The 15,670-nt window shown below is 59.9% G+C and carries 13 protein-coding genes; 2 read left to right on the top strand and 11 right to left on the bottom strand.

The window, feature by feature from the left end; translation table 11 throughout:
* Positions 1–139: 139 nt before the first annotated feature.
* From VG543_RS04570 to VG543_RS04530, 9 genes are all read right to left on the bottom strand, one after another.
* Entirely contained in the window at positions 140–685 is a 546-nt protein-coding gene (locus VG543_RS04570; protein WP_126412179.1) for a hypothetical protein, read from the bottom strand.
* 826 nt (positions 686–1,511) lie between these two features.
* On the bottom strand, positions 1,512–2,558 hold the full coding sequence (locus VG543_RS04565) for an ATP-binding protein (RefSeq protein WP_072167141.1): 1,047 nt from the start codon (positions 2,556–2,558) through the stop codon (positions 1,512–1,514).
* 22 nt (positions 2,559–2,580) lie between these two features.
* Positions 2,581–4,431: a hypothetical protein gene (locus tag VG543_RS04560; RefSeq protein ID WP_024956856.1), complete on the bottom strand. Its 1,851-nt coding sequence runs from the start codon at positions 4,429–4,431 to the stop codon at positions 2,581–2,583.
* A complete protein-coding gene (locus VG543_RS04555) occupies positions 4,424–5,140 on the bottom strand; it encodes a hypothetical protein (RefSeq protein WP_049401583.1) in 717 nt (238 codons plus the stop codon). The genes VG543_RS04560 and VG543_RS04555 overlap by 8 nt, the downstream gene beginning before the upstream one ends.
* 375 nt (positions 5,141–5,515) lie before the next feature.
* Positions 5,516–5,839 (bottom strand): hypothetical protein, encoded by a 324-nt coding sequence (locus tag VG543_RS04550; RefSeq protein ID WP_024956858.1) that lies wholly within the window; start codon positions 5,837–5,839, stop codon positions 5,516–5,518.
* A gap of 720 nt (positions 5,840–6,559) precedes the next feature.
* Positions 6,560–6,799: a hypothetical protein gene (locus tag VG543_RS04545; RefSeq protein ID WP_126412177.1), complete on the bottom strand. Its 240-nt coding sequence runs from the start codon at positions 6,797–6,799 to the stop codon at positions 6,560–6,562.
* Positions 6,800–7,715: 916 nt separating this feature from the next.
* A complete protein-coding gene (locus VG543_RS04540; RefSeq protein WP_228756380.1) occupies positions 7,716–8,087 on the bottom strand; it encodes a Pycsar system effector family protein in 372 nt (123 codons plus the stop codon).
* A 97-nt stretch (positions 8,088–8,184) separates the two neighbouring features.
* Positions 8,185–8,967, bottom strand: coding sequence for an E2 domain-containing protein (locus VG543_RS04535; protein ID WP_423178099.1), 783 nt, complete (start codon positions 8,965–8,967; stop codon positions 8,185–8,187).
* Positions 8,968–9,059: 92 nt separating this feature from the next.
* Positions 9,060–10,592: an adenylate/guanylate cyclase domain-containing protein gene (locus tag VG543_RS04530; RefSeq protein WP_043033494.1), complete on the bottom strand. Its 1,533-nt coding sequence runs from the start codon at positions 10,590–10,592 to the stop codon at positions 9,060–9,062.
* A gap of 133 nt (positions 10,593–10,725) precedes the next feature.
* Between VG543_RS04530 and VG543_RS04525 the strand changes: the two genes are divergently transcribed.
* Complete coding sequence (locus VG543_RS04525; RefSeq protein WP_095052052.1) at positions 10,726–11,646, top strand: TIR domain-containing protein; 921 nt, start codon at positions 10,726–10,728, stop codon at positions 11,644–11,646.
* 2 nt (positions 11,647–11,648) lie between these two features.
* Positions 11,649–12,350, top strand: coding sequence for an adenylate/guanylate cyclase domain-containing protein (locus tag VG543_RS04520; protein ID WP_024956864.1), 702 nt, complete (start codon positions 11,649–11,651; stop codon positions 12,348–12,350).
* 168 nt (positions 12,351–12,518) lie between these two features.
* On the opposite strand, the gene VG543_RS04515 is transcribed toward VG543_RS04520, so the two are convergent.
* A complete protein-coding gene (locus VG543_RS04515) occupies positions 12,519–14,483 on the bottom strand; it encodes an AAA family ATPase (RefSeq protein ID WP_024956865.1) in 1,965 nt (654 codons plus the stop codon).
* 101 nt (positions 14,484–14,584) lie between these two features.
* Positions 14,585–15,580, bottom strand: coding sequence for a site-specific integrase (locus tag VG543_RS04510; protein ID WP_024956866.1), 996 nt, complete (start codon positions 15,578–15,580; stop codon positions 14,585–14,587).
* Positions 15,581–15,670 lie beyond the last annotated feature (90 nt).

The raw sequence follows: 15,670 nt of genomic DNA, 5'->3' as shown, positions 1-15,670 counted from the left end.
AGAATTGCCAATTAGCCCACGCGGCGGCAAAGCCTCCCCTTGTGTTGCGTACTCGCATGAAGGCTACTGCCGTTCGCAGTCCGGCACGAGACAGTGCCGTTGCCCCAATGATGGCAAAAATTGCTAAGAACTGCCTGCCTTAGGATTTCTGCTGGATTCTAGCTGTTTTTCGAGGTGTCACCCAGGCGACCCGGACTTCTCTCAAGGAACGGGCGGAACCCTGAAGCTCGATGACCGGATACCCACCTGAAGGCAGTACATCCTTCGGATTCAGCTTGAACACCCTTGCAAGCGTCAACGCCAAGCCTTCCTCATAAGCGGTTGCCAGAACCCACACAAGCGCGTCGACCAAGGCGGATCTTCCCTTAATGCTGTCCAATACCGAAGCGACGATTACGGAAGGGGACCTATCCGGCTTGTCGTTCGCGATACCAAAGGCCGCAGCGGCCAGCTCCAGCGCTGTGCCGCACGCTAACGTTACCATCGGGTCGACAACCGAGAGATTGAGCCAAGTCGCGCCGCTGGCAGAAACACCATAGGGAGCTAGGAACGACTCGTGCCGCTCTACCTCAGTGGGTCCTTGGGTGTCGTAGTGCGTTGAGCGGAAGCTCAGGACAGATAGGCCTTCAAGTCCGACCCTGGCGCATGCCGCTGCAGTGGCCCGCGTCAAAGCATCGTAGGCCATCAATGGGAGCGGAGCGCACATGAGGCCCGAGTTGCCGCCAATCATTGCCCAGCCCCAGAACGCCCCTGGCTCCGGATCGTCAGCGGATGGCTGGAAAGCCTCATACCTTACGTGAGCATTGCCATCGTCCTGGTGGACGGGCGGCATAGGAGTCGTTCTATCAATCAGGCGCGCCAGAGCTGAAGGCCAGCTTTGCGCATCACTGGGGAAGTGAATCACTCGGCCTGCCCGCTGGCGTGATGCCCAATGAAGGTAGTCATCCACCCACTGCGACACTTCACGAGCGGGAAATTGCCTGACGTCCAGTAGCGCTGTGTGGGCGTCGATTGGCTGAAATCCACAAGTACAAGTCCCGAGACCACCGGAGTGGTCAAAACTGGTGCCCAGCGTCCTTCCGCATGCCTCGCAGTGGCTGATGAGCTTCTCGCCATGCCAAGGGCACGCAGAGATGGAAGGAAGGAGAAATAGTGAACAATGGTAGCCGTGAAGTGCGCATGCGGGGCACCGCATATATGGAAGCTCACTACCCGCGAGAAGTCGAAGTGATTGAACTGGAAGCCACGCGGCCGGATTCCATAGATTCTTCGTTGTGACGTCACGGACTTCGATGGCTGACGCAAAAGTATCCTGCACCCGGCCCGGCAGAAGCAAAGGGCGGAGCATGGAGCGCCCAGTCTTACGCCTCACCCCCATGATCATGAGTTGCTCACTTGTTGGCATGCCCAGTGCAACGATCCGCTGCAGCACGCCGTAGCCCGATATGTATGGATAGAACTCATGCTCTGCGCCGACAATCCGAGGCGTAGAAGGATTTACGGCGCGAGAGCTATTCATTGCTTCCCCCTACCTGGTTTGCCGTATTCTGTATCTTCTCAATGATGGCGATTGCCTTGTCGGACATCTTCTCGCGCATGCGAATGAACTCGGTTCGCAGGTACCCGACATGCACAAGCGCAGCACGGACGTCAGATGGAGTGAAGCGTTCGAAACTCTGCTGAAACCAAGCGTTCGTTAGCAGATTCCGCACGGTCGATGTGAAGGAGCACATCGGCCAGCCACTATGTTCGGGAAGTCCCACCTCCCTCCGGAGGGCGGACACAGCATCGCAAATCATCTCCGTTTCAGATTCCAGCCGCCATCCGCGATCAAATGCGTCGGTGGCGAAGTATCTAGAAAATGGCATGTCCTCTGTCGGCCACCATGCTGCGCCGTCGTAGCGCGACAGGGCATGCCTGACTTCATCTCGCGCCGCAAGAGGAAGAAATGGGGCTGAGTCCAGAAACCACCGGCGAACAACATGTGACGGATGGTGCTGCCACATGTCGCCAAGCTCGATGCCCTGCTGGTCACTTTGGTACACAAAGACCAAAAAGAGAGTAAGCCTGTCCTTGCTCATCAAGTTATCAAGATCTTCTAAGCACTGAAACTCAAGATTGGTGAGCCGTTGAGCACTGTCGATGAACAATACGTACCTGCGTACGTCGGCGTGCCCACACGCGGCGCGCATGTGATTGTGTATTCGTGCCCTCAGCTCGTGAGGCCTGGCCGATGACCAGCGCGGCATTCCCAGTTGATGTGAAAGCGCGTGCCAGAAGCTCAGCGGGCTCCTGCATGCATCTGAGGTTGCGACGATTGCCCTGGCCACACCTGCGCGGCGTCCGTCCTCCACGAGCCAGCGCCAGTCGGTTTCGACTAGATAGTCTTGCGCCGTGGATTTGCCAACCCCGCTCTCTGAATAAAGAGAGCATCCATGATGACCCTGCTGAATGTTGTACAGAACGAAATCCGCCATGCGTTCGACAGGCTTCGTGTTGATACGGTAGCCAGACTCAATGAAAAGTGGATGGTCGGGGTCAAGGCGACGGACGGCCATGATGGCCTCCGCAAGGTCCGATCTAGTCATCAAGATTCACCTTGCCTCCCCGGGGGACTCTTACCGGGATGTGAGCTGGCTGGGACCGAATGTCGGGCAGACGGCCGAAGTGCAACTGCTGCAAGCGCGCAAGTTGGTCGACTGCGGGTTGGGACGTGTCTGCAGTAGATCGAAGATGCGCTATGAAGGCTTCAATTGCACACTCCACGCCAGCGATTGAGAAATCACTGCGCTGTTTGGACCAACGACAGATGATCCTTCGCGTCCTCTCGTCATGCGGCGCGCGCGACCAAGGCGCTCGCGCGGTAGCCACTCCGAATGGCACGGTGGCACTTTGAAGTAGCACGATTGAACGAAGATCGCGCCTATTCACGCGCGCAAGAATCCTGGTGCCAATCAGTCCCCATTTATCGTTAAGGGAAGGGGATCGGTAGTCCGCATACAAGTAGGTGACATGGGGCAACTCCCCATTATCCTTGTTGCCTTTTACGGGCAGGCTTACGATTGTCGAAGCCATATCTGCAGCATCCAGGCCACAGGTTTCCGGCGCAAACGCAAACGCTGACTCTTTGCGATTCGTGAGATACGCTAGCGGCGTCATCTGTCCGAGTGCGGAGTGAGGCGTCGCGTTGTAGTTGGCTATGATGACGTCCAGGAGCTCCTCGAGAAGGTGCATCTGGATGGGATGGGCATCCGGAGAGAAGTTGCTGATCCTGATCTTGTTTTCCCCCAGCCGTTTGGCGGGCTCAAAACCGCCGGGGATCTTACGCAGCGCACCACGTTCCAAGCGCGAGAAGAATTGCTCTACAATGGGTCGTGAGCGCGGTGTGTGCGACTTTCCGAAGATCATCACACCTCCCCGAGCCCTGCAGAATGCTGCTTCGAGTGCATGGGCCGAGTGCGCAAGGAAGTTGTCCAGTGCGACAGCGGCCGAGCGCGTGACTATCGGCGTTGCTGCCTGATAGACGGGCATTCCAGCGCCAGGTGCGTAGAAGAGGTCCGGGATCGTCAGGTCCCTGGGAGCCCAGGGTTCCATTGACTTGGACAAGCAGAGCGCTACATCAAGATTGTCATAGCTCTGGCCGACACAGAGAAGCCATCCCGTTACCGCCCTGGATTCAGTCTCTATTTCGATGAGAAGCCATAGCCGTGACACTTTGCGCGTAACACGCGCGCCATTGGGCATATCGATGGAGATCTTGCATTCAACATCGATTTGGTGCGCGTCAAACTCCGTTCTGGCGAACAGGCCCATCCGTACTGCTTGCTCCAAAGCGACAGGAGCGTTCGATGCCGATTGAGGTTCATAAAGGTCCACGTCGGCTACTGCCGACTGCCGCCGCTTGAGCAAAGCAAGCAGCGAGCGCTTCCCCTTGCCAGGATCGTTCAGGGGGAATTTGTCCTCCAGGTTGTGCTGCTTCAGCTCCGCAAGGACTCGTTGGTGCAATTTTACGAACGCGCTTGGAGGGCGGCCCGGCGGCAGATGGGTTGCAAAGCCATCGATCAAGGCTTTAACACTCGGCACAGCTTCGGAGACTTTGTGCCACGCAAATCTTCCTGGAACCAGCGGCAATTCCGCGGGTTCGAAGGAAAGCTCAGTCGAGTAACTGCCCCATGGAATGCATACGCGAAATCCGTGCGGCATGCCATCGTGGGCTATCGTGGGCGCTTTCATTGCCATGCGCTTCAGGCGTTTGTGGCAGATTCCATATCTCCGGGATATAGCGGTGATGGTGGAACGGCCCAGAAGCAAGGCGGTGAGTGCTTCCTTGGCCACGCGGAACTTGGAGAGATGATCTGGTGCAATATCAACCGGATGTGGGGAGTACCACTCGTCGAGTGTCGCCTGATCATAGATTTCGTACCTAGCCATGACGCACCTCCACGAGGGCATCCGGATCCCCTGGGCGATAGTCCACGAGTTGTACGCGGCCGGTGTAGACGAGGCTTGCCACTGCGCAAGCCACTGCGAACCGGGCCTGGCCCGTCTGCAGTTGTAATGCGCTCATGGTGAGGCGCTCAACGTTCTGGAGCATGTCCTCAATCCTCACTTCCAACTGCCTGGCCCCCGCGATCTTTGCATTGGCCCAGACAAGCGGAAGTAGTTCGTAGGCAACAGCGACCTCGCTGGCGCGAGATGCCAGAGAGTTTTCGTGGACAAGTCGCAATACGAGCCCTTGATTCAAGGCCATGTGGATGAGCTCGTCATCTGCGGGAAGCTTGACTAAGCCAACGCTCAGTGAAGCCACCCGTTTTGTAGGGATTACAAACTGGTAGTGCTGGGTGCCATCCCTCCGCCCGACCCAGAAGCTCAACTCAAGGTCGCGCTTCTCGCCTACCGTGATTCGACGCGGCCTCTCAACATACATCTCCACCTGGGGGTCAAATTCGAGCATCAGCGCCTGGCAAAAGTTGACCAGGTCGGCCACCGTTACGGTCCGCCCATTCTTCGGGGACTGAAATACAAAGATTTCGCGGCGGTCGCGCTTGCCGCGTGCTAGCTCGAGAGGGGAATGGGGCAGATGCCCCTCACGGCGGTCTTCGTCCGTCGGTTTGGCGGTCGCGCTTTTTCCTGCGGTCATCATCCTGCTCCTCAGCCGTCGGCTTGCGAACGTCTGCCCGGTCTCGAGATTGGAACAAGGTGCCCATTCAGGTTCGCCTCCGCCATATGAGATGGGGAGGAAATGGGCGCACCCCTCCGCGCGAACGGGAAGTCGCTTGACTTTGTCAAGGAAAAGGGTGAGCCTCAGGGTACAGGCTGAGTTTCACCACCATCTGCTCCAACAGATGTCACTTGCCCCCGCGCCAACGGGGGCAAGTCATTTCCAGGGTTCGGAGATGTTAGTTTCCGGCTCTTGGTACTCTCCTCGGCGCTCGGCGAGCGCATCTTCGGGGACGTCTTGAGTCTGTTCTTGAAACGCTACAAGCCCGGCCCCTTGAGTTTGGGTTGTGGGGCGTCATTCCTGGTTGGGCTTCAGAGCAGCCGCTTCATCTTGCGGGGTGCCAGATACTGCCGGCGGACTGATTGCGGCCCTCAGCCCAACCATCCAGTCGGCGATGTCCATCGCAAAGGCAAATTTGCCGCGGCGGCCGGGCACTTTGAATATCTTCACGGGCAAGGTTCCGCGTGCCTCTGCTTGGCGGAGCGCGTGGCTGGAGCGATAGCCAAGAGCTCGCGGCAAGTTTTCATAGCCGATGAGAGGCCCGAAATGAAAGGTCAATTCTCTTTCGATCTCACGGCGTTCCGGGGCCAGGATTGATTCGTTGGTCCGCTCCGTCATGGCGTGGTCACACCCCGTCGCTTGTGTCCTCCTGATTCTGCCCCTCTAATACGGATGGTGGAAGGAGTAACAAACTCGCGTTTCGTTACCCATCAAAGGTGAATGGGGAGGGGCACGGCCATGGCGCTCAAAGAGATACCCTTTTACGGCGAGGCGCGACTTGCCCGCATGCGTGCAAGCACGAGCATACTTCCCGCCAACCGAGCCGTGCCGTACTGCCTGCGATCACTCAGTGTCGGATTGTGGTTTGAATGCTTGCGAAGCCGAATGGGCCTATCCAGCGCATACGCGCTCGGACAGTCGATATCCCCGGAGCGTCCCGGCTGCCACTCCAATGTGTGGGTGAAATATGCCCATGCGGAACACGTCCCGTCCCAGGCGACGCAGGCAGCAGCCGAGGCGCGCTATCCCGGCTCCCGAATGGTTCTATGTTCACCGGTCTGGGCCGCTCTGAATGTCCACGAGGCACTTGGCGGTTGTGGAGAATCAATACTCATGTCGCTCAGTGCACCTGTGCAACTGGAAGTGTTCAGCGGAGCGAGCTTGCGAGCCGGCATGTTTGTCCGCCGAGACCGTCGGTTACGAGAGATCACCGAGGGCTTGTGCGGGCTGGGCACTCTGGATAGCCTGGCGGCACTAGTGGTGATGTTGAGGGTCGCCCATGAGCAGGGCAGACGGCATGACTGCTTTGCCTTGGGGCGTGCACTGCACGATTGCCTGCTACTGGTGGGGCAGGATAGTCCCATCCAGCTTATTGCCGAAGAGCTGTTCTGGTACTTCAGCCATTTCGTGCTTCCTTTCACAGGGTGCCGGGGTGTTCGGATTGCATCGTCGCGACGCCGCTTGCTCCTGCAGCATGAGGTTCTCTCCCGCCTCGTACTTGAGCTTGAAGACAGCGGGTTCGACTATCTCCCAGGCATGCGTCACCCGCTCTTGCGGGTAGTCCGCAATCAGCAGCATGCTCCGTCTTCGCGCTTCTTCTCGCCCGGCGTCGGACCCTGCAGCGCAACATCGCGGCAGATGGCGCGGTAGCGCTATCAATACAGAGTCTTGTTGAGACGAGGAGGCATCCAGGATGGTGAGCGCAGAGACTAAAGGCTCGACCGATTACGAAATGAGCCGCTTGTGGTGGGCGGCACGGCTGTCGCAGTCGAGTAGAGGCTCAAGATGATTGCCTATCTTGGTTGGGGGTCGCTGGTATGGCAACCCGACGGTCTACCGGTTCGTGGACAGTGGCTGGCAGACGGCCCAACGGTTTGCGTAGAGTTTTTAAGGCAATCCGGCAATGGACGGCTTACGTTGGTCATGCATGCGGCCGCGTCTGCTGTCACCTCCTTCTGGGTTGAGGCTGGTACCGACGACGAGGGCGACGCCAAGCGAGCCTTGCGTGAGCGGGAAGCCATTCCCTCAAAGAACATGGAGCGACACTTGGGGGTCTGGACACATGGCTGTCCAGCACCGGCGAGTATTCCTGGGCTCGCTGACTGGGCCGCTGCTCGCGGGATTACCACTGTGCTATGGACGGCGCTGCCACCGAAGTTCAACGGGGAAAATCAACGCGTCCCATCAGTGGAAGAAGCAGTTGCCTACCTCGCAAGCCTCTCAGGGCAAACTGCGACGCTCGCAGAAGAGTACGTCCGGCGAGCCCCGCCCCAGATTGACACCGTCTATCGTCGTGAGTTTGCTGCACGTCTAGGCTGGCATCCCCTTCCGAAAGGGAGCTAACTGCGACGTGCGTGTGATAGCCGATGGCCAAACTCCGGCAATGGCCAGCACCGTTTCTCACCTTGGGCCGACTTGGGCCGGAAGGCCCGGCCCTGTCAGCGCTGCCCGGGGCTCCGGCTCAACAACTGGATGAGCAGAAGCCACTTGTGTGTCACTTTGCCGGCGGAGGCAGCACAACGATGAGTGCCATCCATGGGGCGATTGCCAGAACAGTGGCAATGTACGCGTACTTCAAACAGCTGAATTTTGACGAGAGAATCTTGGAATTGCGCCAACATTGACCCAGGAGGTCTTCCTCGAACTCCATCAGCGTACGCTCCGCGCACTTCTGCAAGAACTCGTGCTCGGCCATGCTCGACACCCGTTCAAAGAAGATGAGCGAATTTGACCCGCCTCGCAGTTCCGGAAAATATCCGTACCACAGGTGCCAGAAGCTAACAGTAAGCGGTGTAAGGAACAAAACGCCCACAACCGAGATCAGGGCCGTTAGTTCATCAAGTTTCGGCAGCCGCGTCGCGATCATGGCAAGCATGCCCAGGTTGATACCCAGGCCGACCGAGAGTTTTGTGTCTACACGGGAGAAGAAGCCCAAGACCAAATTCAGCTGCTGCCAAGCGGCACTAACGCGGTCGCTTTGATTTGGCGGGTGGCCGCCAGAATTTTGAGGTTCTTGCACGGGGTGAGTTCTCTGTCTTGAGGGATACGGTTTGTGTTCGTTTGATGGCAGATCGAAGACCGCAGATGTCCAGCGTTCCGCAGCAGCGCGCTCCTGCAGCCGCACAATCCTCAAGGAAAGCTGTGTCGGCCAGCGCACATCGGTGCTGTTCCAAGATGAAAGTGACCAGGGCCGCAGCGTGGTCGCCACATGCAGTGATCGCACCGTCAGGATCGCGGCCACATGGGCAGACTGGGGGTCTCCCGACCAAGGTTTCAGTGCGCGTCGACACCCGAGCAAGGAGTAGTTTGCCGTGCCAGAGCTCGAGCCTCCGCTTCTGAGGGCGCGAATCCTTGCGGACCATGAACTGCCCCGCGAGCACATCTGCCTTGAATGCCGGACCCAGTCGTTCGGCTGCCTGCTCAGCATTGGCCTGATGCTGCGCAGCACGACCGTGCGCGCGGCCGTTCTCCGCTCCAGGAAAGACCCGGCGGGCGTTCGCGCCGATCTGGTAGGTCAGGTACTGGTAGACCGTGGCCCACCAATGCCTCGCTGCTGCTTCGTCTTGGATCCGGCTCGAATTGTCTTCTCCCCAGCCGAGGCAGAAGCTACGGTCACCGTTGATATGCCGATCGGGACAGAACCCCGGCAGCATGCCGGGGTCGGCGATCTCGCGCACTGAGACGTGCTCGCCTGCAACGGAGACGAGCAATCTAAATGCGTACTCGGCTCCGCCGGCCCGAACCACTGTGATCCCAACCAGCCCCCCGACAGGGTCTACGATCAACGTGGCACCGTAGTCCGGTGCCACGCGCTGCAGCAGCTCCAAAGGCCTTGGCGTCACGTCGCGGCCACATGAGGACGGATCGGCTGCGCGAGCGCAGGAGCCACTGCGGGTGCCACTTCAGCGTAGTGTGCCTCCAGTGTTGCCTTCGCCACGCGGTCCCCGGATGCGGCGAGTTCCTCCACCGCTGCGGCATAGTCTAGGTTCGCCGCCTTTCGCTTGTCGGTAAAGACGGTCCGTATCGCGGCGCTGGCGGCCTTGTAGGCATTTTCACCAATGGCCGTCTCCACACCGTCGCAGAGTCGTTGTTGGGCTTCAGATTCCAACACCGCTCGCCCCGTGGCACACCGCAGAAGGCTCCCCTTCATGCCCAGGCGGGAAATGGCAAGGGGGCCAAGTTCGAAGCCAATGGCCAATCCCAGCTCTGCCACTTCCGCGCCTTCGGCGCTCAGTTGCTCCAGGGCAGTGGAGAAACTGCTGCGCAATGCACCCGCGCACTGGGCAGCGGTGCTGACCGTGTCCTGCGCATCTGTCGTCTGTGACGTGCCCTCCAGCAGCACCCCATGAAGGCAGTCGCCAATAAAACGGACACGACGCCCTCCAAAATCCTCGTGTACGACCGCATCCAGCTCAGAGCGCAATACGTGCAGTGTTCGAACCAGATGTTCGGGATCCTCCTCTAAGTGCTTGTCCACGAAGTCGGTGAATCCGTCAATGTCGGCATAGATCGAAACGCCATCAAATCGCCTTGAGTTCGCCGCGCTGAGCAGGGAGAAGTCCAGATCAGAAAGCGGAGGCGTCGGTCGACTGAACTTGAATTCGCCGATAGGGAGCTCGGCCTGTTCATCTTTCCAGAGTTCGATGATGCGCGACTTGGAAATGCCGAGTGCAGCGGCCTCGACGCATGCGGAAATCTGAGCATCGGTCAGCGAAGTGGTGCGGTCCTTGTTGCCGGTCAAGGTAGGCAGTTCAAGCACGGCACGTGCGCCGTGCGTCAGGTAGATGCCTTCAGCCCCTCCATGCCCGGCACACTTGGCCGCCTGATTGGCTGGGGAGCCTAAGAAAAGAGGTTCTCGGCTGGCGCGACGACCATTGTTGACGGCCAACGCCATCCCGCTGTCAATGCCGACACGAACCTGGGCATTGGGGATGTGCGCGTCCGAGTCGCCCGTTTCAGCCAGCACATCGATGGCGAGCTGGGCGATCGCAACCGCGCGCTCGATCCGGGCGCGTTCGTTGGCATCGCCGTACGGCTTGGTCACAACCGCATGCAGCCGCTGGTTGTGAAAGTCCACACGGATGGCATCACTTTCAACGAGGATGCGATGGACGGCGCGGTAGTGCTGATTCAGGAATCGAAGGGCCCGCTTGTGGCAGGTTTCGCCTTCGATGTCAGTGCAGCTAAGCATGTCCGCCAGATTGACGATGTCGATGTAGACATGCGCCCCTTGGACGCGATAGGCGCGATTGACTGGAATATCCACCAGCGAGGTTTCCCGCTTGTAATCGCGGATGTCCACGTCGCGGACTTCGGCGTAACGGGTGGCAATGCGCTTCTTGGTGCGATCTTTTTTCCAGCTGTGTCCCATCGTGCTACTCCCTGCGCCCAAGAGGAGGCCAGGCCGGGCGGGTCGCGTCGCCTACGGCGTGGCTGGCAGCCGGATTCATTCCAGCTCCTTTGGGCGTATATTGGGACCCAGTTCACACTTTCAAGGGGGCAGTATGGGGACTGGGATCGTCGAGCGCCTCGCGGCGGATGATGGCAGGCGACTGATCGCCGCCTTGGCTGAGTTCCGCCTGCTGGCCGGCTTGGACGCGGCCGCAGCCCAGCTGGCACAGGCCGGGGAATTGCTCGACGTGGGGACAGGGCAGGCCTTTATCACTCAGGACGCCCCAGAGACCGACGTTTTCTTCATTGTCTCCGGCTCCGTGGACGTGCTGGTCAACGGCAAAGTGGTTAATACCCGAAGGGCTGGGGACCACGTCGGCGAAATGGCAGCCATCGAACCGGCGCAACTGCGGGCGGCAACTGTTACTGCACGCGAGCCGACCGTAGTGCTAAAGGTGCCGGAAATCGATTTCAGCAGGATTGCGGATTCACACCCCGTCATCTGGCGGCGGCTGGCCGCGACCCTTTCGCGCCGTCTAAAAGAGCGCAATCACATGATTACCCAACCTCGCGGACAGGTCCGGGTCTTTGTGATGTCGTCGGTGGAGGCGCTCCCTGTCACGCGGTTGCTGGTACAGCACTTCGAGCACGACCCGTTCCTGACGGTGGTATGGGACCACGGGGTGTTCCGCGCCGCCAACTACACACTTGACGAGCTCGAGCGCCAGCTGGAACAGGCAGACTTTGCCATTGCCGTGGCCCACGCGGATGACATGGTCATCAGCCGCGGTGACGAGTGGCCTGTCATGCGCGACAACGTCGTCTTTGAACTGGGTATGTTCATTGGATTCCTGGGGCGTCGGCGCGCCTTCTTGATGGAGCCGCGCGAAGACAAGCTGAAGCTTCCCAGTGATCTCACGGGGCTCACGACCGTCCCCTACCGATACACCCCTGGCCCGGACGCCCGGGCTTTGATTGCACCGGCATGCGAACAAATTCGCTCCCGCATTCTCGAAGCTGGGCCGAGGGACTGACGGTGGCACTGCTGGAAGAGATGACGGCCGCCGTGCAGGCGATAGCACAAACCCGATGGTCTACACGGAGAGGTCAAGTTGTACCCGATCCAGAAGATCTGCGATTGGGCAATGACGCAGTGGAGTTTGATCGTGCCACTGTTTTGTACGCGGACCTGAACGGCTCAACGAATATGGTCGACACCGAAGCCTGGCAGTTGAGTGCAGAGATCTACAAAGCGTTCCTGCACTGTGCAGCGACGATCATCAGGAAAGAGGGCGGCAAGATCACCTCCTACGACGGAGATCGTGTCATGGGCATCTGGGTGGGTGACCGGCAAGCCACGCCGGCGGCTAAGGCCGGGTTGAAAATCAACTATGCGGTCAAGATGATCGTCATGCCAGCGTTGAAACAGCAGTACCCCGACTGGACAGGTACCGTGAGGCATGTCGTCGGAATCGACAGCAGCCCAATCCGAGCTGCTCGCACGGGTATTCGAGGCGGCAACGACATCGTCTGGGTTGGACGCGCGGCCAATCATGCGGCCAAGCTCACGGACCTGGACCTTGCCCCGTCAACCTGGATTACCGATGAGGTGTTCATCCGGTTGGCTGATGAGTTGAAGTACGGTGGAACGCCGCCGACTCTGATGTGGGAGGCGTTCCGCTGGAACCGGCAGGGTGGTCGCCGCATTCACGGATCAGACTGGGCTTGGCGCGTCTAAAGCGCCCTCTGCGGACCCGGCATTCGCAGGGCCAGCATGGCAGGGAAAGGGCGCACTGTTAGAGGCCGATTTCATGGCGCGGGAGTCAGGCAGCCGAGTCCTGCCCTCCGATGAGTGCGCGCCGGGAGAGGAACCCGCTGCCATTGCGGAGCTCTGGCAGAGGTTCATCTACGCACCGGCCCCTAGCGCCGCATTGATCTCAGCGAAGGCCTTCTCAAAGCGCTCCAGCGTTTCATTGATGGCCGTAGTTTCCGCGGCCAGCACGTGCTGATTCTGGATGAGCCAGTTGGCGGGAGTGAAATGATCCAGGGGCGGAACGGAAGCCCCCATGACATTAAACAGTGCTTCGGCCTGTTTGACCTGGCGCGTCAGGGCACCGTCTTGGCTGAACTGCCGGGCGGAAATTTGCCCTTTTCCCTTCAGACCGTAGGCACCGTTGAGGATGTCGGCGAAGACGGCGGGTGCGAAGAAGTCCTCAATGTCGCTCTCCGCCTTTCCGGTGAAATCCGTGGCTACCAAGACGCCGGAAGTCTTCATGATCTGAGACTCCCTCAGCCGCTGCACCTTGCCTTTATCGCCATTGCCGTAGTCACACAAGGCGACCATGTGGATGCCCTTGCCAGAGAAGAGCGAGGCGAACGATTGCACTTTGTCTATGCCGCCTGTGGGGCAGATCACCCACCGGCTGTCCAAGCCTTGGCGCTTGCGTTGCTTGAGCGCGTGCGATGCCGCCTGAAGATAGAGCACATCCGAAGGTCCTTCGACCAACAGGGTATGCGCTCCCACAAACAGGCTTTGGGTAACCTCGTAACCGAGATGGGCCTGAAGGGGGAACAGCGTGTCCTGATCGACGCTCAGGACGTCCGCGGAGACCTGTGTGCCCTTAACGGTGGGGCGGCGACGCTGGTCGTAGGTGACAACGTCCTCGACGACGCGAACGTCCGCAAGACGATCGGCCGGCACCATAAAGGGCGAGTGGGTGCTGTAGATGACCTGGTGGTCGGGGAGTAGACGCTCAATGATGTAGCGGAGCAGATCAGCTTGCGCCTTTCCATGTAGCGTCAATCCAGGCTCATCCAGAAGGATGATCGCACCGGGGTTCCTCTTTCGCATCTGCTTGAACTGCGACAGGAAGGAGAAGAACCAGACGAATCCGGCGCTGCGCTCAGACAGGGGCACCGAAACCTTGTGGTTGTCATTCCGAATGCGGATTTTGGCAACAGTCCCGCTATTGAAGGGGGCGGGATCCTCGGAGAGGCCTTGGGCAAGCGCTATCTCTACACTGAGCGCGTCGTTCTGACTCCAAAACTCGAAGATCTCATCGGTAATTTCATTGGAGGCGGCTTGGCAACGTGCGTTGAGCTCTTCCAGGCGTGTGCTGGACTGCAATTCGCTGACCGACGTCCCGGCGTACTCGAGGAAGTCGAGGAAAATCTGGTCACCCGGGGAGATCGTCGCGCCGCTTTGGGTGTCACGAGACAGCTTGTCCAGCGATATCTCCCCGGACATGCGATCAAAGTGAGAGGTATAGAAGAACGCCGGCATCCTTTTCTGCAGGATATCGATGGCCGCCAGCACTGGTTTCCCCTTGCGGAAGCCGCTGATGGACCGCTTGACCGCCTGCAATTGGTCAGACGGCTCGGGGTGCGCATCTATCTCGACCACGAGTCGATCCAGCAATATCTTGGAAAACTTCTCCCGCTCTTCGCCTGCCACACCGTGCTGGTCGAGCAGAAACGCGCGCACCACGTTGGGATCGACGTGAATGCTCCAAGTGCTGTGGCCACTGTAATCTGTCGTTACGTCAACGGTCGTACTACTTAACGCGCCGGCACCCAGGACGTCGGCGACCGCCTTTTGGTCTTCGTGGCTGAGCTCCCAGGTCAGGGTGGCAACCGGTGCGGGTTCGTCGTCGTGGCGTTCCTCATACCGCGTGAGGAAGCGGCGGGGGTAATCGCGCACCGTGTCGTAAGCAAACTGGTCGGCGATGGGACGGGTACCAAACAACGCCGTCAGAATTGCAGTCTTGCCCGCCTCGTTCTTACCGACCAAGCAGGTCAGCTCTCCGACATCGAACGTTCCGGAATCCTCTGCAGAACGGAAGTTTCGGATCCGTGCCTTGACTAGCTTCATGCTGCCCCCTGATTCCTGCCGTGGATGGTGCGCGTCTTGTGCAGGATAGGGCCCGAGCGGGGCACATTCAACGCGCACTGCTGGCCGCTCGGGCCGGAGGCTCAGTCCTCATCCATCAGGCGCGCGGCGGGGTTGCTGCCGACGCCGCCCTGCTGGAAATATCCGATCACGCTGGCCACGGAGCGGTGATCGGTCATCGCCATCAGCGCCGGCAGGGCCACCCCACGCCGCGCACCTTCGGTAACAAAGCCCGAGCGCAGGCTGTGGCCGGCAAAGTCCCCGTCCAGACCGGCCAACCGCGCCCGGTCCTTAACGATGGCGGCGACCGCCTTGCCGCTGAGCGCGCCGCCCAATGACCGTGGCCAGACGCGCCGGAACAGGGGGCCGTCGGTAATCTCGGCCACGTCCAGCCAGTCCTGCAGTGCGGTGGCTGCCTCTCCCAGGATGGGCTTGTCGGGGCTGCTGCCAACCACTGGCCCGGACTGCAAGGTTTTTCCGTGATCCAAGCGATAGGTGTAGCCGCCTTCGGGCAGTCGGGTGAGGTGATTCACCGTCGCCTCGGCGACTTCGCTGCGGCGGCGCCCGCCGCTAGCAAAGGCAAAGTAGAGCAGGGCGCGATCGCGCTTCCCCTTGAGCGAGGTGTCGCAGGTGGCCGCCATTGCGCGCAGATCTGCGGCTGACAGCGCGGTCTTCTTGGCCGGGCGCTCGCCTCGTTTGTGAGAAGCCCTGCGCCCCTTGGACAGTAGGGTCCTCACGGCGCGATCCTCGCAAGGGTTGTCTTGGCGGGCCTGCTTGTGGGCCGCCGACAAGACCGCCACCCGGTGGACCAGGCTGGAGAACGCCAGCGGCCCAGGCTTCTTCTTCAGGCCCGCATGCACCAAGGCGCTATCCAAGTCTGCAGGCAGATCCCAACGAAGCCCCAAATCGCCTGAGCGCCCCATGTGATCCACGATGAACTGAACCACTGCCGCCGGGGGGACGGGTAGGGCGATGGGCCTGCCATAGCGCCCTTCGAACCAGCCCGCCCAATAGCGCAGGGCGCCGGCGTAGCTGCGAATGGTGTTAGGCGCTTCGGCCTCCTGCAGGATGTCTCGCACCGCTTCTGCGGCGGAAGTGGCCAGCCGCTCCGGAACGAGGGTCGGCAGGGAATCATTACGTACAGGGCCAAAAGCTGCCTAAGCGACTGA

This window comes from Stenotrophomonas sp. CASM101 (assembly GCF_049384845.1).
Lineage (GTDB): Bacteria > Pseudomonadota > Gammaproteobacteria > Xanthomonadales > Xanthomonadaceae > Stenotrophomonas > Stenotrophomonas hibiscicola.
This window is presented reverse-complemented; position numbering and strand designations above follow the sequence as displayed.